We start from the raw sequence: 20,057 nt of genomic DNA, 5'->3' as shown, positions 1-20,057 counted from the left end.
TTATTGAAATACGGGCCCCCGCCGTGCCGGTGTACTGGCGCTGGACACCGGCCGAGCGGACCCCCTTCTTCAAGAACCCGGTGTCGTCCACGACCAGGATCGCCTTCCTGTCACCGAGATGTTCCATCACGAACTCCCGCACATCGTTGCGGACTTCGTCGGCATCCCAGTCGCACGTATTGAGCAGCCGCTGCAAACGGTCCGGCCGGTCATGCCCCGCGCGCTCAGCGACCGTCCACGCGTTCTTCCGCTCCAGCGACGACACCAACCCGTGCATGTAGGCCAGCGCCGACTCGCGGGGCTCCGAACGCTGAAAGCGGTGCACGAACCGCTCGTGCACCTCCTTCAGCCCAACCGCCCACCGCCGCACGTCATTGATCTCGAGGTCCCCACCCATGACAGGTACAACGACCACGCCGTCACACCGTCACTGCAAGCACGGTTGCAGTACTAGCCGCGCTGCTCGGCGTCGAGGTCCCGGACCCGGGCCAGCGACGCCGCCCGCTGGTCCGCCGGAACCGCCCCGGCCAGCGCGCGCCACACCGGCAGGTCCTCCTCGCCCCACGGGCTGTACGCCCAGTCGGCGAGCAGCCCCGGATCACTCCGGGCGATCAGCGCGGCCCGCAGCTGGTCCGTGATCCGCCGCCGCAGCCGTACGACGGCCGGGGCCCGGGAACCCGGCAGCAGCGGGCCCGGGTACGCGGCCAGCGCCGCCGCCACCGCGCCAGAGGCCAGCCGGCGCGTCACCGTGTCGAAGTCGGCGTCCACCGGGACGGCCAGCCGGTACGGGCGCGAGCCCAGCAGGTCGGGCCCCAGCAGCCGCCGGAGCCGGGAGAGCTCGGCCCGCAGCGTCACCGGGGTCACCGACTCGTCCTCGTACAGTTCGACCAGCAGCTCCTCACCGCTCAGCCCCTCTGGCCGGCGGGCCATGGCGACCAGGATCTCGCTGTGCCGCCGGCTGAGCCGCAGCCGCCGTCCTCGCGCCACCAGCAGCGCCTCGTCCCTGCCCAGTGCGCCCAGCCGCACCGCCTCGACCTCCGACGGCGGGGCCAGCAGCGCGAGCTGGGACTCGGCGGCCCGGGCCACCGCCTGGACGAACGCCAGACTGTGCGGATGGGCGAGACGGTCGCCGCCCGTGATGTCCACGGCTCCCAGCACCCGGCCGGTGTGCGGGTCGTGCAGCGGTGCCGCCGCGCAGGTCCATTGCTGGACCGGCCGCAGGAAGTGCTCGGCCGCGAAGACCTGTACCGGGCGGTCCACCGCGATAGCCGTCCCCGGCGCGTTCGTTCCCGCCACGGACTCGGCCCAGCGGGCGCCCTCCACGAAGTTCATCAGGCCGGCCCGCCGCCGCGCCGCCCTATGGCCCTCGACCCACAGGAGGCGGCCATGGGCGTCGCAGACGGCCAGCAGATGTTCCCCGTCCGTCGCGTACGCGCCCATCAGCTCGCGGATCACGGGCATCGCACGGGCCAGGGGATGCGCCGCCCGGTAGGGGCCCAGTTCGTCCGGTCCCCACTCCACCACGGGCGCGTCGTCCGGGCTGACCCGCGCCCGTGCCGAGCGGCGCCAGGACGCGCCGACCACCGCGCGGACCGGCCGCTCCAGCCGTCCCGCCGAGGTGAACACCTCGTGGGCGCGGCGCAGCGCGCCGCGCCGTTCGCCGGGATCGGTGTCCGCCGCCAGGGCCACCCAGGAATCCGTCAACCTGACCCTCCGTCCAAGGGCTGTCATGCTCTCCCATCGTCGCCGCCGCCGGCCTCCGCGACAACCTCGGTGCGCGGAGTCATCACCACGGGACGGCGGGGGAAGGGCCTCGGACAGGGCCTCAGGTGACGTCGCCGACGAGCCGGAGGTAGCGCTCCCAGTCCCAGTGGACGCCGGGGTCGGTGTGGTCGCTGCCCGGTACCTCGTGGTGGCCGACGATGTGCTCCCGGTCCTTGGGGATGCCATGGCGCTCACAGATGTCCGCGGTGAGCCTGGCGGACCGCAGATACATGACGTCCGTGAAGAACTCCGGCCGGTCCACCCATCCCTCGTGCTCGATTCCGATGCTCCGGGTGTTCCAGCTCCAGTTTCCCGCGTGCCAGGCGATGTCCTTCTCGCGTACGCACTGGGCGACATGGCCGTCGCCGGAGCGCACCACGTAGTGGGCCGACACCTGCTTGGAGGGAGTGCGGAAGATGCCCGCGGTCGGCGTGAACAACTGCTGGGCGACATGGATGACGACGCGGTCGACCCGGCGCTCCGAAGGGCGGGAGGGAACGGTGTAGTTGGCGGGAGCGGCCGGATCCCAGAAGGCCGTCGCGTAGTCGGTGGGGCCCTGCGGCGCCGCCACCGCCCGGGCGGAGGCCGGCAGGACGGCCGCCACCATGGTGGCGGCGGCGCACTGAATGATCCTTCTGCGGTGCAACAGCACTCCTGAGGCGGGGCCGGGGGCCGGGCTGGGACGGGGGTGTACGGAGCTGAGGCGTTGAGGCTCCCCGGCCGTGGATCACCCCCTCCGCCGATGCAGATGACGAGCCCGCCGGACATCCGGTTCCCCGCAGTCGCCTTCCGGACGCGCGTCCGCCCCCTGCGCGTCCGGAACCGTCGCTTCCCAGCGGGGCGTCGTACTCGCCTGGTACCCCGGAATCCACCGTGGCCCCCGGCCCCGGCAACCCGGCCCCGGCGGTTTCAGACCGCCGCGTCCGCCAGGTCCGCTCCGCCCGCCGCACCGCTTTCGGCTCCCGCCAGTGCTCCCGCCGGGTCGTCGTCCGCCGGTCCCGCAGGCACCCAACGGCCGCGCTCCGTGCGGTAGGGCCACCACCGCCCGTTCCGGTCGAACCGGAGCTGGACGTCGGCGCCCACAACCGTCCAGCGGGCCCGTCCGCTCGCCCGCAGCGCCGGCCGCTCGCCCACCTCCCACGCCTCGCCGAGCCGAGCACGGGCCGCCCCCAGGTGCTCCGGATCCGGCGTCCACTCCTCGTCCAGCACGGCGAGCGCCGCGGCCCCGCCGTACCGCCAGGCGCGGACCGCCGCGTCCAGTTCCACGGGCGGGCGACCGGACCCCGTGGCCAGCCGGGCCCCGATCCGAGGCTCCGGCCGGGCGTCAGCGGCCAGCCGCACCGCGTCCTGCTGCGGGGTCAGCTCCACCGGGAGCGGCAGTCCTTCGTGTCCCGGGGCCAAGGCGTCCAGCAGCATCCGGCGGGCCCGCACCGCACTGTCGGCAGCCAGTACCTCCAGCGCCGCCGGGTCGATCCCGGGTACGGGCCCGGTCTCCGTGTCCAGCGACGGCCCGGTCCCCGGCTCGTCGGGGGCCGGCGGGGGAGTGGGGAGCGGCGGCAGGATCCCCGCGGCCGCGAACGCCTCCCCGGCAGGGACCCCACGAATCTCCCGCTCCGCGTCGCCGCGCATCTCCCGCGCCCCGCCGTCCCCCGCCCTGACCGCGCGGGCGGTGCTGCGCACCTGGAGCTCGTCCAGCAGCCGCCGCTCGTCGCGCCCCCGCATCAGCAGCAGGACGAACGGGTCCTCGTCCAGCAACCGCGCCACCTGGTAGCAGAGAGCACCTGAATGCGGGCAGTGGTCCCAGGTCCCGCAGGTGCACTCCGGCTCCAGATCGCCGATGTCGGGCAGCAGATCGACCCCGGCGCCCGCCGCGTCCTCCACCAGGTGCGGCGGCATCTCCCGGTCCAGCAGCGCCGCGACGTGCCCGGCCCGGTCCACGGCCATGTCCAGGAACCGGTCCCAGGCGCCCGCGCCGAGCTGCTGGAGCAGGACGTCGCTGCGATAGGCCGTGCCGTCGCGGTCCCGCACCACGGCCGTGATCCGGCCCGGCCGTACGGAGACCGCCCCGACCCTGCCCTCCCGGGCCAGCCGCCGGCCCTGCTTGAGCTGTTGGCCGTCGAGAGCGGTGTCCTCCAGGGCCTTGAGCCACGCCCGGCCCCACCAGGAGGTGGCGAAACCCCGGCCGTGCGCGGGGGGAAGCGCCGCGAACGTACGCTCCGGTCCGCGCCGGCCGTCCCGCGACGCCCCGTCGTCGCCCCCGTCCGAGGAGGTGGACGCGGCAGCGCCGCTTGCCCCGGACTCCGCCTCGTACACGTCGTCGCACTCGTAGTGGTCCTCGTACGCGTCGCTCATCGTGTGTCCCCTCGCAGCTCGACCAGGTCGGCCAGTTCCGCATCGGTCAGTTCGGTCAGCGCCGCCTCGCCGGAGCCGAGCACCGAGTCCGCGAGGCCCTGCTTGCGGGCGAGCATCGCGGCGATTTGGTCCTCGATCGTGCCCTCGGCGATCAGCCGGTGCACCTGCACCGGCTGCGTCTGACCGATCCGGTACGCCCGGTCCGTCGCCTGCGCCTCGACCGCCGGATTCCACCAGCGGTCGAAGTGCACGACATGACCGGCCCGGGTGAGATTGAGCCCGGTGCCCGCCGCCTTGAGGGACAGCAGGAACACCGGCGCCCCGCCCGCCTGGAAGCGGGCCACCATCTCCTCGCGCCGGGCCACCGGCGTACCGCCGTGCAGGAACTGCGTGCCCACCCCGCGCGCGGCCAGGTGTTCCTCCAGCAGCCGGGCCATCCGCACGTACTGCGTGAAGACCAGCACCGAACCCTGCTCGGCCAGGATCGTGTCCAGGAGTTCGTCCAGCAGCTCGACCTTCCCCGACCGGTCCGCGATCCGCGGCTGCTCCTCCTTGAGGTACTGCGCCGGGTGGTTGCAGATCTGCTTAAGCGCCGTCAGCAGCTTCATCACGAGCCCCCGCCGTTCGAAGCCGTCGGCGGCGGAGATCTCCGCCAGGGTCTCGCGGACCACCGCCTCGTACAGACCGGTCTGTTCCGGGGTCAGCGACACGGCCCGGTCGGTCTCGGTCTTCGGCGGCAGCTCGGGCGCGATCCCCGGGTCGGACTTCCGGCGGCGCAACAGAAACGGCCGCACCAGCGCCGCGAGCCGCTCGGCGGCGCCCGGGTCGTTGCCGCCCTCGACCGCTGCGGCGTACCGCGTACGGAAGGTGCCGAGCCGGCCGAGCAGGCCGGGCGTCGTCCAGTCCAGGATCGCCCACAGCTCGGAAAGGTTGTTCTCGACCGGCGTGCCGGTGAGCGCGACGCGGGCACGGGCCCCGAGGACGCGCAACTGCTTGGCACTCGCCGAGTGCGGGTTCTTGACGTGCTGGGCTTCGTCGATGACGACCATGCCCCAGGTCACGGCGGCGAGCCTGGGCGCGTCGAGGCGCATGGTGCCGTAGGTCGTCAGGACGAACTCGCCGTCCACCAGGCCTTCCAGGGAACGCGACGCGCCGTGGAAGCGCCGGACGGGGGTACCCGGTGCGAACCTCTCGATCTCCCGCTGCCAGTTGCCCATCAAGGACGTCGGGCACACCACCAGCGTCGGGCCGGCCGCGTCGCGGTCGCTCTGCCGGTGCAGATGCAGGGCGATGAGCGTGATCGTCTTGCCGAGGCCCATGTCGTCGGCGAGGCAGGCGCCGAGGCCGAGCGAGGTCATCGTGTGCAGCCAGTTCAGACCGCGCAACTGGTAGTCGCGCAGGGTCGCGGTGAGCGCCTCGGGCTGCCCGATCGCCTGCTGGGCGGCGGACTCCGGATCGGCCAGCCGGTCCCGCAACCGCTGGAGCCAGCCGGTCGCCGCCACCTCGACGCGCCGGCCGTCCACCTCCGTCGAACCGGTCAGCACCGCGCCGAGAGCGTCGATCGGGGTGACCTTGCGATCCTGGGTCTCCCTGGCCCGGCGCGCCTCCTCGGGGTCGATGAGTACCCATTGGTCGCGCAGCCGCACGATGGGCCTGGTGGACTCGGCGAGCTGGTCCAGCTCCTCGCGGGTCAGCTTCCGGTCGCCCAGGGCGAACCGCCAGTCGAACGACAGCAGGGCGTCGGCGGAGAGGAACGAGGGCGTGTCCGCCGTGGTACGCCCCTGCCGCCCGCCCCCCGAGCTGTCGTCCTCCCGGTCCGGGGAGGCCGCGTCGTCCGGCCCGATCACCGCGCGCGCGGTGAGCTTCCTGGCCAGTTCCCTGGGCCAGTGCACCTGAACACCGGTGGCGGCCAGGGCACGCGAGGCGGACCCGAGCAGCTCGGCGATCTCCTCGTCGGCCGGTTCCACCGAGTCGGGCACCGCGGCGGAGAGCAACGGAGCCAGCGGGGGCCAGGCGCGGGCGGCCCGCCGCAGGGTGAGGAGGGCGTCCATCCGGGTCCGCGGTCCGAACGCGGCGGCGGTCCGTGAGCCGCCCGCCCACACCTCGGCCGCATCGGCGACCAGGGAGGGATCACTGACACTGTGGATCTGCAGCACGGCACGGAACGACGGTGCGACCACGTCCGGACCGGACCCCGGCCCCACCGCTCCCGGCGCGGCCCCGGGGGCCGCCTCCGTGCCGCTCCTCCCCGAGGTCACGCCGACGACCTCGATACGCAACGAGAGCCGTACGCCCGCGTCGTGACCGGCCGCCACATCGGCCGCCCAGGCCCGCCCCTCGGGCAGGTACTGCGGCTGCTGGGCGGTGAACGCGGGCCCGGCGGCGGCGAAGCCGGCAGCCGGTGTACGGGGCATCGCGTCGGCCACGGCATCGAGGAAGGCACGGAGCAGGCGCTCCGGTTCGGGCAGCAGCGGTTCGCCGACGGCGCCGTTCGTCGCGTTGTGCTCCCGCGTTCCGTCCGGCTTCCCGCCGGCCTCGTCGGGAACGGGAGTCGCGTGCGCGGTCGGCGGCATCGACGCCGCCAGTTCCCGGATTCGTTCGAGATCCTCGGCTCCCAACGGTCCGATCCGCCAGGCGTCGTGGTCGGTGGAACTCAGCCCCGGCAGCAGGAGTCCACGGGCGACGAACTGGAGAGCCAGCAGCGCGGCCGCGCCCCAGAACGCGGTGGCCGGGGAGGCTTGCGCGACAGCGCGTGCCCGGGTCAGCACCGGAAGAGCGTCCCGCACGGGGAGGAACAGCGCCGAAACCGTACGGGGCCGAAGGCCGGCTCCGACCACGGTCAGCTCCGACGAAGTCCCGGAAGCGTCGGAAGGGGTGCTACCGTCCGGATTCCAGAACGCGACCCTGCTGGTACGGGCCGGATCCGCGGGGACGAAGACCGCGGAGCAGCGGGACAGTTCGGCGATCTCGGAGGGCGTTGCCGCAGGGTGCCTGTGCACAGCGATGTCAGATTCCTCAAATTTGACTAGTGGGTGGAGTCGCCGAGGGTACTCCACGTCGCGTGACGACAGACCGTGCAGCTGTGTGGCATGCGTCACTCCTTCTTTCCTGTCGCTCTTGATGGTGCAGCCAGCCCCACCATCGGGCACGGGGGTCTGCCCCAGGGGGACCAGGGTGGTGGCGCCATGTTCCCCACCGGCCCCGGTCCGTACGTTCGATGAGGTCAGCGCATATGTTCCAGAGACCGGAGACGTCATGCCCCAGGCGACAGCCGCTGTTGCGGATCCCGCCGGCGAAAGCAGTCCGGACAGCCCGGCCGGTGCCCGCGGGGCGGCGGCCGGAAGCGACTTCGCGCCGCTGCTGCGCGCCGTGCGGGAGCAGGGCCTGCTCGAGCGCCGCACGGACCGGTATGCGCTCGGCATCGCCGTCAACCTGGCGGCCCTGGGCGCGGTGATCACCGGATTCGTCCTGTTGGGCGACACCTGGTGGAGCCTGCTCCTCACCCTGCCGCTGGCGGTCGTGTGGACCCGTACGGCCTTCGTCGCCCATGACGCGGGGCATGCGCAGATATCCGGTGACCGCAGGACGAGCAGGCTGATCGGCCTCGTACACGCCAATCTGCTTCTTGGAATGAACGAGGCGTGGTGGAACGACAAGCACGTGCGTCACCACGCCAACCCCAATCACATCGACAAGGATCCCGATGTCGGTGTCGGAGCCCTGGTCTGGACCCAGAAGCAGGCGGCGCAGCGTGAGGGCTTCGCCCGCTGGCTGACCAGGAACCAGGCGCGGCTGTTCTTCCCGATGCTCCTGCTGGAGGGCATCGCGCTGAAGATCTACGGATTCCAGTTCCTGCCCCGTCAGCCCCTCCGGGAGCGGGCCGTCCCGGCGTTGCTGCTGACCGCGCACATGGCCCTCTACGCGACGCTGCTGATGAGCACCCTGTCCCCGGGCAAGGCGATCGTCTTCGCGCTGGTTCTCCACGCGCTGTTCGGCCTCCACCTGGGCATGGCCTTCGCTCCGAACCACAAGGGCATGGAGATGCCCGACCCCGACGGCGAGCGCTGGGGCCACCTCCAGCGGCAGGTCCTGACCTCGCGCAACGTACGCGGCGCCGTCCTGACCGACTGGTTTCTCGGCGGGCTGAACTACCAGATCGAGCACCACCTGTTCCCGAGCATGCCGCGCCCCAACCTGCGGCTCGTCCAGCCCCTGGTCAAGGCGCACTGCGCCCGGATCGGCATGCCGTACGCGGAGACCGGGCTGATCGAGTCCTACCGGCAGGCGCTGTCGCACATGCACGAGGTGGGTGAGCCGCTGCGACAGCGCGGCCGATGGGGAACGTAAGAGGACGCGGACGCGTTCTTAGAAACAGGAGCGGCGCCGGCCGCGAAGGAGGCGTGGACCATGTCGAACGGTGCGAAGATCGCAATCGGGGGAGTGCTCGCGGCAGCCATCCTGTGGCCCCTGATCGGATTCTGGTGGGCGCTGCTGATCGTGATCGGAGTTCCCGTGGCGGGCTATCTGCTGCTGGATCCGTCCCAGCGGCGCAGGCTCCGCAGGATCAACCGCAAGGAGATCGGCCGCTGACCCCGGCCACCCCCGAGCGCATCACGTGGGGTGGACGGCCAGCTCCTCCAGGGCGGTGAGCAGGCCGGGAAGCGCGGATCCACGGCCGACGGGGATGACCGTGCCCGGCTCCTCGTCCAGCAGGAACAGAGCGATGTCATCGGTCCGGGCCACCATCGACCACCCCGGACCGTCGACGCGCAGAGTACGTGCGCCGGCCGAGGCGTACGAGGAACGGATCCGTCCGGGCGGCGGCGGAGTCTTCGTATAGCCGTCCGCCTCCGACAGGGCCCTGCGTACACCGGGGTGCCGGGGGGACGGGGAAGAACCGCTCTCCGGCACACGCTCCGTGCGGTTGTCCAGATCACGCTCCGTGTCGTTCTTCGGCGCTCCATCGCTCCCCGGCCGCGGGAACTGCGCGTCGTCGATCTGCTCCCGCCACGCCGACCACTGCGCGGCGATCTCGTCCGCCCCGAGTCGCCGCTGCGCCGGACCCCAGATCGCCGCGTCGGGAGGGGTCAGTGGGGCGGGGCCCTCTCCGTCCGTCTCCGGATCGTGCGGATCCGGGACACCGGGCGCCGAGACGGCCAGATCCATCGGCCAGCCCGGCAGTGCGCACACCATGGAACGCTCGTCGGGGGAGAGATCGTGCTCCATGCCGCAGTCCCACGCGGCGACGGCGACGGCCACCTGGGAGGCGTCCTCGACGACCACGGTCCACCGGGCCCCGTCGCCGTCCTGCCCGAGGACGAGGCCGTAGCCCTCCTCGTACGGTTCGAGCGCGAGCGCCTCGCACGCGGCCACGTAGTCGTCCCCCAGCACGCTCGGGAACCGCGCAGGCGTCAGCAGCATCGCGGTCAGCACCAGCAGCGCGTCGTCGGCGACCGCATCGTCCGCACCGGCCACGGATTCCTCCCCATCGCTCATTGCCCACCTGCCCATCGCTCGGTCCTGCGTCCCTTGGTCCGTCGGCGCACCCTAACTACTCGGTAACCCACGCGTCGAGGCCCTGACGAGCGGCTGCGAACAGGAACCGCGCCCACCCCGTCCGGGGAGGCCGTGGGGCCGGGCGCGCGGCAAACCTCCGCGTAAGCTTGGACATCCGGCCGAACGAGGGGACAGCGTGGTGAAGCGGTACGACCGGCTGGAAAAGATCCAGCGACTCGACCCCGAGCGGGACTTCCTGGAGATCTACCGCCTCACCGTCAGCTTCGAGTTCCCCTGGGACATCACCCGCGCCTTCGAACTGGCCCTCTACCGCACCTATGCCGTGCCCAGCATCGGCCGACTCCTCGACGAGACGGCGGAGTTGACGGAGCGCTCCCAGAAGCGCTACGACGACACCGCCCTGCTGCTCGACACGGTGGTGGAGCACGGCTTCGACACCGACGAGGGCCGCACGGCCGTCCGCCGGATCAACCAGATGCACCGCAGCTACGACATCAGCAACGACGACATGCGCTATGTTTTGTGCACCTTCGTCGTCACCCCGAAGCGCTGGCTGGACAGTTTCGGCTGGCGACGCCTCTGTTGCCACGAGCAGGGCGCTTTCGCCGCCTACTACCGCACGCTCGGTGCCCGCATGGGGATCAAGGACCTGCCGGGGAGCTACGAGGAGTTCGAGCGCACCCTCGACGCCTACGAGGACGAGCATTTCGGCTGGGACGAAGGAGCCCGCCGGGTCTCGGACGCCACCCTGGCGCTGATGGGATCCTGGTATCCGGCCCCCCTCGCTCCGGTGGTGCGCGGCGCCAGCCTCGCGCTCCTGGACGACTCGTTGCTCAGGGCGTTCCGTTACCGCCGTCCGGGTCCGGTCGCCCGCGGACTGACCAGGGGCGCGCTTCGGCTCCGGGCTCGTGCGGTCCGGCTCCTGCCGCCCCGGCGGACGCCCCACTACGCGCGCCAGAACCCCGAGATCAAGGGATATCCGGACGGGTACGAGATCGCGGGGCTCGGTACGTTCCCCACGCCGGGAGTCCGCGGCTGCCCGGTTCCCGGCCGCGGGCCGTCGCAGTCGCCCACCGAGTGATGTGACCTACCGCCCCGCCTGCCCCGCCCGCCCGGACCCGGCCATGCGCCGGGGCCGTACCGCTCCGACGATTTCCGTACGGTGCAGGGCCCTGGTCGGCCTCGGCCTCAGGCCTGCCTGACCGCGAGGGCGAGAAAGCGGTCGTCCTCGTCGGTGTAGGACTCCAGCCGCCACCCCGCACCGGCCAGCAGCTCACGCAGCCTGGGCTCGGCCCGCAGGTCGTCGTCGGTGATGGTGCGTCCATGTCGCGCGGCGAGGGCGGCCCGGCCGATCGGATGGAACAGAGCCAGGACTCCGCCCGGCCGGACCACACGGGCGAGCTCCGTCATATCGGCCCCGGGGCGGGCCAGATGCGAGATCAGCCCGGCTCCGAACACCGCGTCCAGGACTCCGTCGCGCAGCGGCAGACGTGCGACATCGGCGCGGAGCAGTGTTCCGCTGCCCCCTCGTCCCGCCCGTGCCGCTTCCTCCAGCATGGCCGGAGTGATATCGGCGCCCAGCACCGTGCCCCGTGGCCCGACCACCGCCCGCAGCGCGGGCAGCGCACGTCCCGTCCCGCAGCCCGCGTCGAGCACGGCATCGCCGGGGCGCAGCCCCAGCATTCCAGCCGCGGTGGTGTACGCGGCGCCGTCATCGGGGAACCGGCTGTCCCAGCCGGCCGCACGCGGGGTGAAGAAGTCCAGGACATGAGTGTGGTCGTCGGCCATGGGGACATGATCGCGCAACCGGCTCGGGCCGCGCGACCACCGGAAGCCGACGTGTCAGGTCAGACGTTGACGCCGTAGTCCGAGGCGATGCCCGCCAGGCCCGATGCGTATCCCTGGCCGACGGCCCGGAACTTCCACTCGGTGCCGTGCCGGTACAGCTCGCCGAAGACCATCGCGGTCTCGGTGGAGGCGTCCTCGCTCAGGTCGTAGCGGGCCAGCTCGACGCCGTTGGCCCGGTTCACCACGCGGATGAACGCGTTGCGCACCTGACCGAAGCTCTGGCCCCGGCTCTGGGCATCGTGGATCGAGACGGGGAACACGATCTTCGCGATCTCGGCGGGGACCGACGACAGGTCGACCTCGACCGACTCGTCGTCGCCCTCGCCCTCGCCCGTGAGGTTGTCACCGGTGTGGCGGACGGAACCGTCGGGGCTGTTGAGGTTGTTGTAGAAGACGAAGTGGCTGTCGGAGAGGACCTTGCCCGCCGCGGAGCACAGCAGCGCACTGGCATCCAGGTCGTGATCGGCGCCGGTTGTGGTCCGTACGTCCCAGCCGAGCCCGACCGTCACGGCGGTCAGGCCGGGGGCCTCCTTCGACAGGGATACGTTGCCGCCCTTGGCCAGGGTCACACCCATGAAATTCCTCCAGTGTTCCGTCGGTCCGCACGTGCGATCCGGGACCCTGCGGCTTCACCGCGTCCGGGTCCGGTGATCAGTGCTGTTCTGCTGTCACTCTTGTGGCCGCTACCTGTACGAACGCTCGGCGAGACACTCCGGGTTCCCGGATTGCGCAAGCCATGAAATGAGCGGCGGCGGGGAAGACCCGGCCGTCGCCCGTCCCTGGGTGTGTCAGCGGGCGTTCTCGTCCTTCATCGCCTTGGCCTCGCTCTTGAGGATGCGCAGGGACTTCCCCAGCGCGCGGGCGGTGTCCGGCAGCTTCTTCGAGCCGAAGACGACGATCACGATGACCGCCAGGATCAGCAGGTGCCAGGGTTCCAGGCCGTTGCGCAGCATTCGGATCTCGCCCTTCTCTCCGTTCGCACAGCAACAGTTGCCGCATTGCGCAATTGTACGACTGTCACTTCGGGCCGGAACAGGTGCCCCTCAGTGTTCGGCGCGCTCCTTCTTCCCATTCCGTACCTGGTCCGGTGCCGCGTCGGGCAGGTGGCGGCGCTCGTAGCGGCGGCGGGCCGCCGTGAGCCCGACCGCGTACAGCCCCAGGACCGAGCCGAGCAACAGGTAGTAGAGGGGCGGCAGGGCGCTCATGTCCAGCAACGGCCCGAGCGGGGTGAGCGGGAAGGCGACGCCGACGGCGGCGAGACCCCCGGCGGCGGCCCGCAGGGGCCCACCCGCCCGGCGTTCGGCGGCACTGCGACCGGTCCGCAGCAGGATCATCACGAGGGCCTGGGTGAGCAGGTTCTCCGTGAACCACCCGGCGTGGAACGCCGCCTCCCCGCTGTCCCCGGACGCGTTGTGGAGGGCGAGCGCGAGCACCCCGAAGGTGGCGAGGTCGGCGGCCGCGTTGAGCAGGCCGAAACCCGTGATGAAGCGCAGGAAGTCGCGCGGTCGCAGTGCGGTGGGGCGGCGCAGGACCGACACCGCCGGGCGATCGAACGCGAACGCCAGCTGCGCCGCGTCGAAGCACAGGTTCTGCACCAGAACCTGTGCGGGGAGCATGGGAAGGAAGGGCAGCATCAGCCCGGCCGTCAGCATGGCGATGACATTGCCGAGGTTCGACGAGAGAGTGATCCGCAGATAGGTCGCGATGTTCCCGCTGCTGCGCCGGCCCGCCAGCACCGCACGGTCGATCGCGGTGAGATCCTTCTCCGCCAGGACGACGTCGGCCGCCTCCCGGGCCACGTCCACGGCGTTGCGTGGGCAGATGCCGACGTCGGCGGCGTGCAGGGCGGGCAGGTCGTTGACGCCGTCGCCGAGGAAGCCGGTCGTGCGACCTCCGGCGCGCAGGGCCGAGACGATCCGGGCCTTGTGCTCGGGGGTGCAGCGCGCGAACACCGTTGCCCGGTCCGCCACCCGGACCAGCTCCGCGTCCGACAGACTGTCCATCAGCTCGGCCGTCACCACGTCGTCCGGGCCGGGGCGCCCCTCCGGTCGCAGTCCGAGGTCCGCGCACACCCGGGCGGCCGTGCCCGGGTGGTCACCGGTGAGGACCTTGACGCTCACGCCCCGCCGCGCGAGGACCCCGAGCGCTTCGGCGGCGCTCGGGTCCGGGACGTCCCGCAGCGCCACGAGGCCCAGGAAGGTCAGACCCCGCTCGTCCGCAGGGGTGTACGCGCCCGCTCGGGCCGCCCGGTCGGCACGGGCCACGGCGAGCAGACGCAGCCCGGTCCCGGCCTTCCGGTCCGCCAGGGCGCGCAGCCGGTGGCGCTCGTCCGGGTCCATGGCGCACCGGTCGAGCACGGCCTCGACGGCACCCTTGGTGACCAGGGTGTGTACGCCGAGCCGCCCGGGCCGCCTGACCACGGCGGTCGCGACGCGCCGCACCGGATCGAAGGGCAGCACCGCGACGCCCTCGTACGCGTCCGGAACCACCTCCCCGGCAGCGGACGAACCGCACTCATCGGCGGCCTCCAGCACTGCCTCGTCGAGCGCGTCGGCCGCGGGCAGCTCCGCCAGCTGGAGCGTCCACAGCGCGCTGACCGCCGCCCACCGCAGTACGTCCGGATCGGGCCGGTCCGTACTGTCGGTCGCCCCGGCGACCACGGGCCGGTCCTCGGTCAGCGTGCCGGTCTTGTCCAGGCACAGCACATCGACCGCACCCAGGTCGTGCAGCGCCGGGAGTCGCTTGACGATCACTCCGCTGGTGCGCGCCAGCCGGGCGGCGCCCCGAGCGAGCGTCGTCGTGACGATGACCGGCAGCATCTCCGGGGTGAGCCCCACAGCGACGGCCACAGCGAACGGCAGCGTCTCCAGGCCCCGGCCGCGCAGCGCCGCGTTGGCCATCAGCACCAGGGGCGGGGTCAGGAGCATGAAGCGGACGAGAGTCCAGGAGATCCCCTGGACCGACCGGTCGAAGGCGCTCGCGCCCCGCTGCCCGGCCCGGCCGTCATGGGCGGCGGCGAACCGGGTCTCCCCACCGGTGGCCACGATCACCGCCGTACCACTGCCGGAGGTGACACTGCTGCCCTGGAAGCACCACTGCGGCTGCGCGAACGGTCCGGCCCCGGACAGAGCGGGGTCGGGGATGTCGAGGGCCTGCTTGGCCACCGGCGCCGACTCCCCGGTCAGGGCCGACTGATGCACGGTGAGACCGTCGGTGCGCAGCAGCCGCACATCGGCGGGTACGAGATCACCCGGCCGCAGCCGGATCACGTCCCCCGGCACCAGGTCGGCGACCGGTACCTCCCGTTCCAGGGGAGGGGTGTCGTCCGAGACGCGGCGCAGCACGGTCGCCGTGGTCGCCACCAGTTCCCGCAGGGCCGTGGCCGACCGGTCGGCGCGGTGCTCCTCGGTCGAACGCAGCAGACAGCTCACCGCGACGAGCGCCAGGATGACGCAGGCGGTGCCCCAGGCGGAGACGAGGGCCGACACCAGGCCGAGGCAGAGCAGTACGGAGGTGAAGGGGTCCCGGAGGCTGCGCAGGAAGCGCCGGGGCCAGGGCACGGGCCGCCGGGTGGGCAGCACGTTCTCGCCCGTCCGGGCGAGCCGGATCTCGGCCTCCGTCTCCAGCAGCCCGCGCGGCCCGCTGTCGAGGGTGCGCAGCGTCTGCAGTGAGGTGGGCCCGGTGGCGGAGTCCGGGCCGGCGGACGCGCGGCCCCCGCCGGTTCCTGCCGAGGCACTTGAGCCGGTGCCGGTGCGAGTACCGGGAAACGGTGTGACCGGGGCAGGCGTGCCGGCGGTGATGTGCCCGGGACCCGCGGCTGAACTGTTCTCAGGCACCGAACTCACGCAGGCGGACGGGCTCCTGGGAGGGGTGTCCGGCGCGTTCCGCCAGTTGGCCCACCATGAGCCGGACGACCGCCACAACATCGGGATCGTCGACCAGATAGACCTGCCGCCGGCCTTCGCGGCGGGAGCGGACGAGACCGGCCAGCTTGAGCTTCGTCAGATGCTGGCTGACCGAGGGAAGTGTGCCGCCCACCCGCTCGGCGAGCCCCGTCACATCGCTCTCGCCCTGGGCCAGTGCCCACACGATGTGGAGCCGTGCCGGAGTCGCCAGGAGCCCGAACGCCGCTGCGGCCTCCGCCAGCACCTCCGCGGGCGGATCCTGGAGACCGCCGCCGGAACCTGTCGACACGCTCGTATCTCCTCGTCCTCGGGCCATACGCACGGACCCGACTCCGCTGCCCGTTCCGGGGCAGCCGAAAAGACCAGTGTAGGGGCCACGCCGGAAGGGCCCGGGGCCCGCGCGGGACATCCGGCCCGTCGAAGTGAGGCGCAGTGAGGTCGGGATGCGGCAAGGAACGACTGCGCGGCGAAGCCGCATCGGTCAAGAACGATCAACTCACACGAACGAAGCCGACAGGTTGCCATGCTGTCGGCCCAGGCGATTCTCCAGCCCCAAGGGATTCCTCAAGCCGAAGCCGGTTCCTGAAGAGAGAAGAGGGGACGCATGCCCTCCGAGCACGCCGACAGCGACGAGAGCCCCTGCACAGCCCACCGCACCCCCGGGAACATCGGCAGGAGCATGATCGGAGAGGACATCGCGCTCACTCTGAAGATCGTCGTTGCGGGCGGCTTCGGGGCGGGGAAGACGACCTTGGTCGGCGCGGTCAGCGAGATCCGCCCGCTGTATACGGAGGAGACCCTGAGCGAGAGCGGGCGGGACCGGGACGACACCGGCGGGGTGGAGCGGAAGACCACCACGACCGTAGCGATGGATTTTGGTCGTATCACCGTCCACTCCGGCCTGTCGCTCCACCTGTTCGGCACGCCGGGCCAGGACCGCTTCTGGTTCCTGTGGGACGAGTTGTGCGAGGGAGCCCTCGCGGCGATCGTGCTCGCCGACCCCCGGCGGCTGGAGGACTGCTTCGCCGCCGTCGACTACTTCGAGCTCAGGCGGATACCGTTCCTCGTCGCCGTCAACCGCTTCCCCGGCACCCCCGGCCATACGGAGCACGATGTCGCGCAGGCTCTCGACCTCGATCCGGGCACGCCGGTCGTGCCGTGCGACGCCCGCGACCGGGCCTCCGGAAAAGAAGTCCTGATCCGTACGGTCGAGTATGCCGGGCGCATGCACACCGCCCGGCTCCTCGCCTCCGTCGGCTGACGGCCCGGCGTCGAGGCTCAGTCGGCCATGTCGGCCATCGCGACCACCTTGTCGATCCGCACCCGCACGACCAGTTCGCCGGGCACGCCGTTGCGTCGGCCGAACTCCTCGGCGGCGTCGGCCTCCACGTAGCGGCCGGCGATGAGCGTCACCCAGCGAAGGAGTTCCCCCGGGTCCTCGCTCAGCTCGGCGTGCCCCTGCACGACCGCGAACGCGTACGGAGGGCGGTCGTCGTCGACGCACAGGGCCACCCGCCCGTCGCGTGCGAGATTGCGGCCTTTCACACTTTCCCTGCCGGTGTTGAAGACCACCGAATCGCCGTCGAGAAGGAACCAGACGGGTGCGATGTGCGGACTGCCGTCGGCCCGCACTGTCGAAACCTTCGCCGTGCGCGTGCCCTCCGAGAGGAAGGCCCGCCATTCTTCATCGGTCATGTGGTGTGCCATGGGCCCATCCTGAGCCCGATCCCCGCATGGCGCGAAGCGGCACCCCGGGGAGTGAGGGGCGCTTGCCCCCACGAGGCCGTTGCGCAAGGCTTACGCGCGTAGCGGGGCACGGGGAACGAAGGTACGGGGAGGACGAGCACATGCCGCTTGACCGGGAACTTGACTGGCTCCTTGACGATCTCACCAGCAGGGTGCAATACATACGGCACGCCTTGGTGCTGTCGAACGACGGACTGGTCACCGGGGCCAGTACCGGGCTCGCCCGTGAGGACGCGGAGCACCTGGCGGCGGTCTCCTCCGGTCTGCAGAGTCTGGCGCGCGGGTCGGGGCGCCACTTCCGGGCGGGCCGTGCCCGCCAGACGATGGTGGAGTTCGACGAGGCACTGCTCTTCGTGACGGCCGCGGGCGACGGCAGCTGCCTGTGCGTGCTGACCGCGGCCGAAGCCGACGTCGGCCAGGTCGCCTACGAGATGACCCTGCTCGTCAACCGGGTCGGAGAGCACCTCGGAGTCGCCGTCCGCCAGGGCGGGCCCGAGGACATCGAGCCCTTCTGACCTGTCTGACCTGCAGTTCTCGTCGCTCGTGAAGAGTTATCCACAGGGCTGACGGGCGATGACTCCCTCGGGCTACCGTGATCACGGAGAGTATTCGAGGCGACGGGGGAGGACAGTCATGACGGTCAGGGAAGTGCTCCGAGCACACGCCGGGACCCAGGACGCGCGGGCCGAGCACGTGGGTGTGCGGCCCGGCGCTCATGCCGGGTGCGTGAGCGCAAAGGCAGAGGGCGAGGGCGGGCACGCCTCGTCCGCCGCCCCGGGGGCGACGGTCGCGGCCGGGCGCGCGGCCCAGGAACTGGGCCTCCGGCGCGCACAGTTCGAGCTTGCGGTGCACCTGGGGCTGATCACCGTCGTCGGTGCACCGGGCGGTGGTCGGCCACGGGTGCACGAGGAGGAGATCGCGCGCCTGCGGGAGCAGCCGAGCTTCCCCGATGGCTTGGCGGAGCGGGTCCGCACCGTCGGTACGGCGGAAGGAGCGGGCCTGCTGGACATCGCTCCGGCACGGTTCACCCGGCTGGCACGGGCGGGCTGCGTCTCACCGGTCACGTTCTATCTGAACCGGTATCGCGCGGTGGTCTGGCTCTACCTCGCGGACGAGCTTGCGGTGTTCGCGGCCCGGGAGCCCGAGCTGCTTGCCGGGCGGACGCCTCTGGGGATGCGTACGATGCTGGAGTCCGGCGCCGACTGGCGGGCACGCAACTGGCGTTCGCAGCGCATCGACCGGCTGCTGAACCGCACGCTGGACCCGTGGGCGCGGTCCGCGGTCCAGGCGTCGGCACTGGACCCGGTGCAACTGGCGGAAGTGGTGGACGACCCTTATGAACGTGCCTATCTCGTACGGGTCCGGCCGGAGCCGGTCTTCGGACGTCCGGGGTCGATGGCGGCGAGGGAGGCCATGGGGGAGGTGACGCTCGCCGACGACCCCGACGAAATCCTCTGGCGGCGGGTCAACCTGACTCTGGAGCTGGACCGGGCACGCGAGGACCGGCAGGCCCCGCGCCCCGGGGACGGCGGGGGAGTCCGGGCGGTGCCGGCCGCCCGGACCGAGCGCGCCGCGGTGGGTGTGCCGGCCGGAAAGGGGTGGCTCGCCAGGCTGGGGTGGCGTGTGCGGGGCGCCGGATAAACGTTCGCGCCGATCGTTCGGGCAGGCCATCCTGTCCGGATGTTGATCAGGGAAGCAACCTCCGAGGACTGGCCCGCCATCTGGCCGTTCTTCCGTGCGATCGTCTCCGCGGGCGAGACGCTCACCTATCCGCTCGATCTTGGTAAGGAGGACGCCGAGGGATGGTGGTTCGTCGCGGCGCCGAGCCGGGTGGTCGTCGCCGTGGACGATGCCGGGACGGTGCTCGGCACGGCGAAGATGAACCGCAACCACATGGGCAACGGGTCCCACATAGCCAGCGCCACCTATATGGTCGACTCCGCTCACTCCGGCCGGGGAGTGGGGCGTGCGCTGTGCGAACACTCGGTCGACTGGGCTCGTTCCGAAGGGTATCGGGCCATGCAGTTCAACGCGGTGGTCGGGACCAACACCCACGCCGTCAAGCTGTACCGGTCGATCGGTTTCGACGTGATCGGCACCCTCCCGGAGGGCTTCAACCACCCGACCCAGGGGTATGTGGGGCTTCACATCATGCACAAGGCGCTGTGACGCCATAGCGTCCTCCCATCGCGCTGTCCCGCCAGTAGGAGCGAGCGCGGCGATCAGGCGAAGGGGTGATCAGCTGTCGGTCCCGGCTTAGGGCCCGGCAGCGTGCGCCCGGCCGGGGCGCCGTCCGCCGCGCCGCTCGCGGTGACCCCGGGGACAACCGTCCCGGCCCGGGAAAGGGCCGTTCACCCCGTGTCCGGCGAGCCTTCGACCTCCACAACCACCACCACGCCCGTGCTGCCCAGGCCGTGTTCGGCGGCGAACTCGACTGTGACGTTCCGTGCGCGGGCAGCGGTGCACACACGGATCGGGGGACCATGACTGACGAGCGCCGTGGTCCCGGGCTCCCCGGCCTCGGCCACCACCGCGTCGAAGCGGGCCGGTGCCTCCGTCCCGCTCTCGCCCTCGGGCATCCGGCGGGCGATGTCCCCGGCGGACCAGGCGAAGGCGGTCGTCGGACGCTGGCGGACGGCGTCCTCGTCGGCCCGCATTTCCAGGTCACCGGCCGACAGTTCCCGGATCCCGTCATGGATCCGGACCTCGATGCCCTGCTCCGCGGCCGGCGGCGCGGCCGTGAGATGCGTACGCGTCAGAGGGAGGCGTACGACACGGCGATGTCCTCCCCGGCGAGCGCCCCGGGCAGCGTCACCGCCGGGTCATGCTGCGGGTTCGGGCGCCCGGGCGGCGGCAGATGGATGCACACCCCATCCTCTCATTCGGCCAACGCCGGAGGGAAGTACGACAGGAGTCTGCCCGCCT

19 protein-coding genes and 1 pseudogene are annotated in these 20,057 nt (G+C 71.9%); 7 read left to right on the top strand and 13 right to left on the bottom strand.

Translation table 11 applies throughout. The features are described from left to right. The 5 genes from B9S58_RS21725 to B9S58_RS21705 all read right to left on the bottom strand — a co-directional run. A partial coding sequence (locus B9S58_RS21725) for a transposase (RefSeq protein ID WP_146063548.1) occupies positions 1–397 on the bottom strand: 397 nt, incomplete at its 3' end. Positions 398–450: 53 nt separating this feature from the next. Next, positions 451–1,704, bottom strand: a complete 1,254-nt coding sequence (locus B9S58_RS21720) for a GAF domain-containing protein (protein ID WP_103533771.1) — start codon at positions 1,702–1,704, stop codon at positions 451–453. A 121-nt stretch (positions 1,705–1,825) separates the two neighbouring features. Further along, the gene (locus tag B9S58_RS21715) at positions 1,826–2,410 is read right to left on the bottom strand and encodes an N-acetylmuramoyl-L-alanine amidase (protein ID WP_103533770.1); all 585 of its coding nucleotides are present in this window, start codon (positions 2,408–2,410) and stop codon (positions 1,826–1,828) included. A 263-nt stretch (positions 2,411–2,673) separates the two neighbouring features. Further along, positions 2,674–4,116: an SWF or SNF family helicase gene (locus tag B9S58_RS21710; protein WP_103533769.1), complete on the bottom strand. Its 1,443-nt coding sequence runs from the start codon at positions 4,114–4,116 to the stop codon at positions 2,674–2,676. Then, the gene (locus tag B9S58_RS21705; protein ID WP_103533768.1) at positions 4,113–7,115 is read right to left on the bottom strand and encodes a DEAD/DEAH box helicase; all 3,003 of its coding nucleotides are present in this window, start codon (positions 7,113–7,115) and stop codon (positions 4,113–4,115) included. Before B9S58_RS21705 ends, B9S58_RS21710 begins: the two co-directional genes overlap by 4 nt. A gap of 256 nt (positions 7,116–7,371) precedes the next feature. On the opposite strand from B9S58_RS21705, the gene B9S58_RS21700 reads away from it, so the two are divergent. After that, complete coding sequence (locus B9S58_RS21700) at positions 7,372–8,463, top strand: acyl-CoA desaturase (protein WP_103533767.1); 1,092 nt, start codon at positions 7,372–7,374, stop codon at positions 8,461–8,463. Between the two features lie 60 nt (positions 8,464–8,523). Then, positions 8,524–8,706, top strand: a complete 183-nt coding sequence (locus tag B9S58_RS21695) for a hypothetical protein (protein ID WP_103533766.1) — start codon at positions 8,524–8,526, stop codon at positions 8,704–8,706. A gap of 21 nt (positions 8,707–8,727) precedes the next feature. Here B9S58_RS21695 and B9S58_RS21690 read toward each other — a convergent pair whose 3' ends face one another. Continuing rightward, on the bottom strand, positions 8,728–9,612 hold the full coding sequence (locus B9S58_RS21690) for a hypothetical protein (protein WP_103533765.1): 885 nt from the start codon (positions 9,610–9,612) through the stop codon (positions 8,728–8,730). 196 nt (positions 9,613–9,808) lie between these two features. Here B9S58_RS21690 and B9S58_RS21685 point away from each other — a divergent pair, with 196 nt between their 5' ends. Continuing rightward, positions 9,809–10,714, top strand: a complete 906-nt coding sequence (locus B9S58_RS21685; protein WP_103533764.1) for an oxygenase MpaB family protein — start codon at positions 9,809–9,811, stop codon at positions 10,712–10,714. A gap of 107 nt (positions 10,715–10,821) precedes the next feature. Here the strand turns inward: B9S58_RS21685 and B9S58_RS21680 are convergent, their stop codons facing one another. From B9S58_RS21680 to B9S58_RS21660, 5 genes are all read right to left on the bottom strand, one after another. Next, on the bottom strand, positions 10,822–11,421 hold the full coding sequence (locus B9S58_RS21680; RefSeq protein WP_103533763.1) for a class I SAM-dependent methyltransferase: 600 nt from the start codon (positions 11,419–11,421) through the stop codon (positions 10,822–10,824). A gap of 59 nt (positions 11,422–11,480) precedes the next feature. Next, positions 11,481–12,056, bottom strand: a complete 576-nt coding sequence (locus B9S58_RS21675) for a TerD family protein (RefSeq protein WP_103533762.1) — start codon at positions 12,054–12,056, stop codon at positions 11,481–11,483. Positions 12,057–12,269: 213 nt separating this feature from the next. Further along, positions 12,270–12,434, bottom strand: coding sequence for a Sec-independent protein translocase subunit TatA (tatA, locus tag B9S58_RS21670; RefSeq protein WP_087763773.1), 165 nt, complete (start codon positions 12,432–12,434; stop codon positions 12,270–12,272). 90 nt (positions 12,435–12,524) lie between these two features. After that, on the bottom strand, positions 12,525–15,326 hold the full coding sequence (gene mgtA / locus B9S58_RS21665) for a magnesium-translocating P-type ATPase (protein WP_103533761.1): 2,802 nt from the start codon (positions 15,324–15,326) through the stop codon (positions 12,525–12,527). Continuing rightward, complete coding sequence (locus B9S58_RS21660) at positions 15,310–15,675, bottom strand: metalloregulator ArsR/SmtB family transcription factor (RefSeq protein WP_103533760.1); 366 nt, start codon at positions 15,673–15,675, stop codon at positions 15,310–15,312. The genes mgtA and B9S58_RS21660 overlap by 17 nt, the downstream gene beginning before the upstream one ends. 315 nt (positions 15,676–15,990) lie before the next feature. On the opposite strand from B9S58_RS21660, the gene B9S58_RS21655 reads away from it, so the two are divergent. After that, positions 15,991–16,647 carry an ATP/GTP-binding protein gene (locus tag B9S58_RS21655; RefSeq protein ID WP_103533759.1) on the top strand — a complete coding sequence of 219 codons (657 nt, stop codon included), beginning with the start codon at positions 15,991–15,993 and terminating at the stop codon, positions 16,645–16,647. 17 nt (positions 16,648–16,664) lie between these two features. Here the strand turns inward: B9S58_RS21655 and B9S58_RS21650 are convergent, their stop codons facing one another. Continuing rightward, complete coding sequence (locus tag B9S58_RS21650; protein ID WP_103533758.1) at positions 16,665–17,093, bottom strand: PPOX class F420-dependent oxidoreductase; 429 nt, start codon at positions 17,091–17,093, stop codon at positions 16,665–16,667. Positions 17,094–17,233: 140 nt separating this feature from the next. On the opposite strand from B9S58_RS21650, the gene B9S58_RS21645 reads away from it, so the two are divergent. The 3 genes from B9S58_RS21645 (at position 17,234) to B9S58_RS21635 (ending at position 19,301) form a co-directional block, all read left to right on the top strand. Next, a complete protein-coding gene (locus B9S58_RS21645) occupies positions 17,234–17,647 on the top strand; it encodes a roadblock/LC7 domain-containing protein (RefSeq protein ID WP_103533757.1) in 414 nt (137 codons plus the stop codon). A 118-nt stretch (positions 17,648–17,765) separates the two neighbouring features. Continuing rightward, a complete protein-coding gene (locus B9S58_RS21640; RefSeq protein ID WP_103533756.1) occupies positions 17,766–18,773 on the top strand; it encodes a DUF6397 family protein in 1,008 nt (335 codons plus the stop codon). Positions 18,774–18,812: 39 nt separating this feature from the next. Beyond that, positions 18,813–19,301: a GNAT family N-acetyltransferase gene (locus B9S58_RS21635; RefSeq protein ID WP_103533755.1), complete on the top strand. Its 489-nt coding sequence runs from the start codon at positions 18,813–18,815 to the stop codon at positions 19,299–19,301. 53 nt (positions 19,302–19,354) lie between these two features. On the opposite strand, the pseudogene B9S58_RS21630 reads toward B9S58_RS21635, so the two are convergent. Beyond that, positions 19,355–20,001: pseudogene (locus B9S58_RS21630) on the bottom strand (histidine phosphatase family protein). Positions 20,002–20,057: the final 56 nt, after the last annotated feature.

The sequence above is a fragment of the Streptomyces sp. SM11 genome, from assembly GCF_002910905.1.
In the GTDB taxonomy this organism is placed as follows: Bacteria; Actinomycetota; Actinomycetes; order Streptomycetales; family Streptomycetaceae; genus Streptomyces.
The sequence above is the reverse complement of the archived record's forward strand: the minus strand, read 5'-3'. Positions and strand labels throughout refer to the sequence as shown.

Coding starts and splice junctions, on each gene's coding strand:
- B9S58_RS21710 (WP_103533769.1), bottom strand. CDS start 4,116: ATGAGCGACGCGTACGAGGACCACTACGAGTGCGACGACGTGTACGAG.
- B9S58_RS21700 (WP_103533767.1), top strand. CDS start 7,372: ATGCCCCAGGCGACAGCCGCTGTTGCGGATCCCGCCGGCGAAAGCAGT.
- B9S58_RS21695 (WP_103533766.1), top strand. CDS start 8,524: ATGTCGAACGGTGCGAAGATCGCAATCGGGGGAGTGCTCGCGGCAGCC.
- B9S58_RS21690 (WP_103533765.1), bottom strand. CDS start 9,612: ATGAGCGATGGGGAGGAATCCGTGGCCGGTGCGGACGATGCGGTCGCC.
- B9S58_RS21680 (WP_103533763.1), bottom strand. CDS start 11,421: ATGGCCGACGACCACACTCATGTCCTGGACTTCTTCACCCCGCGTGCG.
- B9S58_RS21675 (WP_103533762.1), bottom strand. CDS start 12,056: ATGGGTGTGACCCTGGCCAAGGGCGGCAACGTATCCCTGTCGAAGGAG.
- tatA (WP_087763773.1), bottom strand. CDS start 12,434: ATGCTGCGCAACGGCCTGGAACCCTGGCACCTGCTGATCCTGGCGGTC.
- B9S58_RS21655 (WP_103533759.1), top strand. CDS start 15,991: ATGCCCTCCGAGCACGCCGACAGCGACGAGAGCCCCTGCACAGCCCAC.
- B9S58_RS21650 (WP_103533758.1), bottom strand. CDS start 17,093: ATGGCACACCACATGACCGATGAAGAATGGCGGGCCTTCCTCTCGGAG.
- B9S58_RS21645 (WP_103533757.1), top strand. CDS start 17,234: ATGCCGCTTGACCGGGAACTTGACTGGCTCCTTGACGATCTCACCAGC.
- B9S58_RS21640 (WP_103533756.1), top strand. CDS start 17,766: ATGACGGTCAGGGAAGTGCTCCGAGCACACGCCGGGACCCAGGACGCG.
- B9S58_RS21635 (WP_103533755.1), top strand. CDS start 18,813: ATGTTGATCAGGGAAGCAACCTCCGAGGACTGGCCCGCCATCTGGCCG.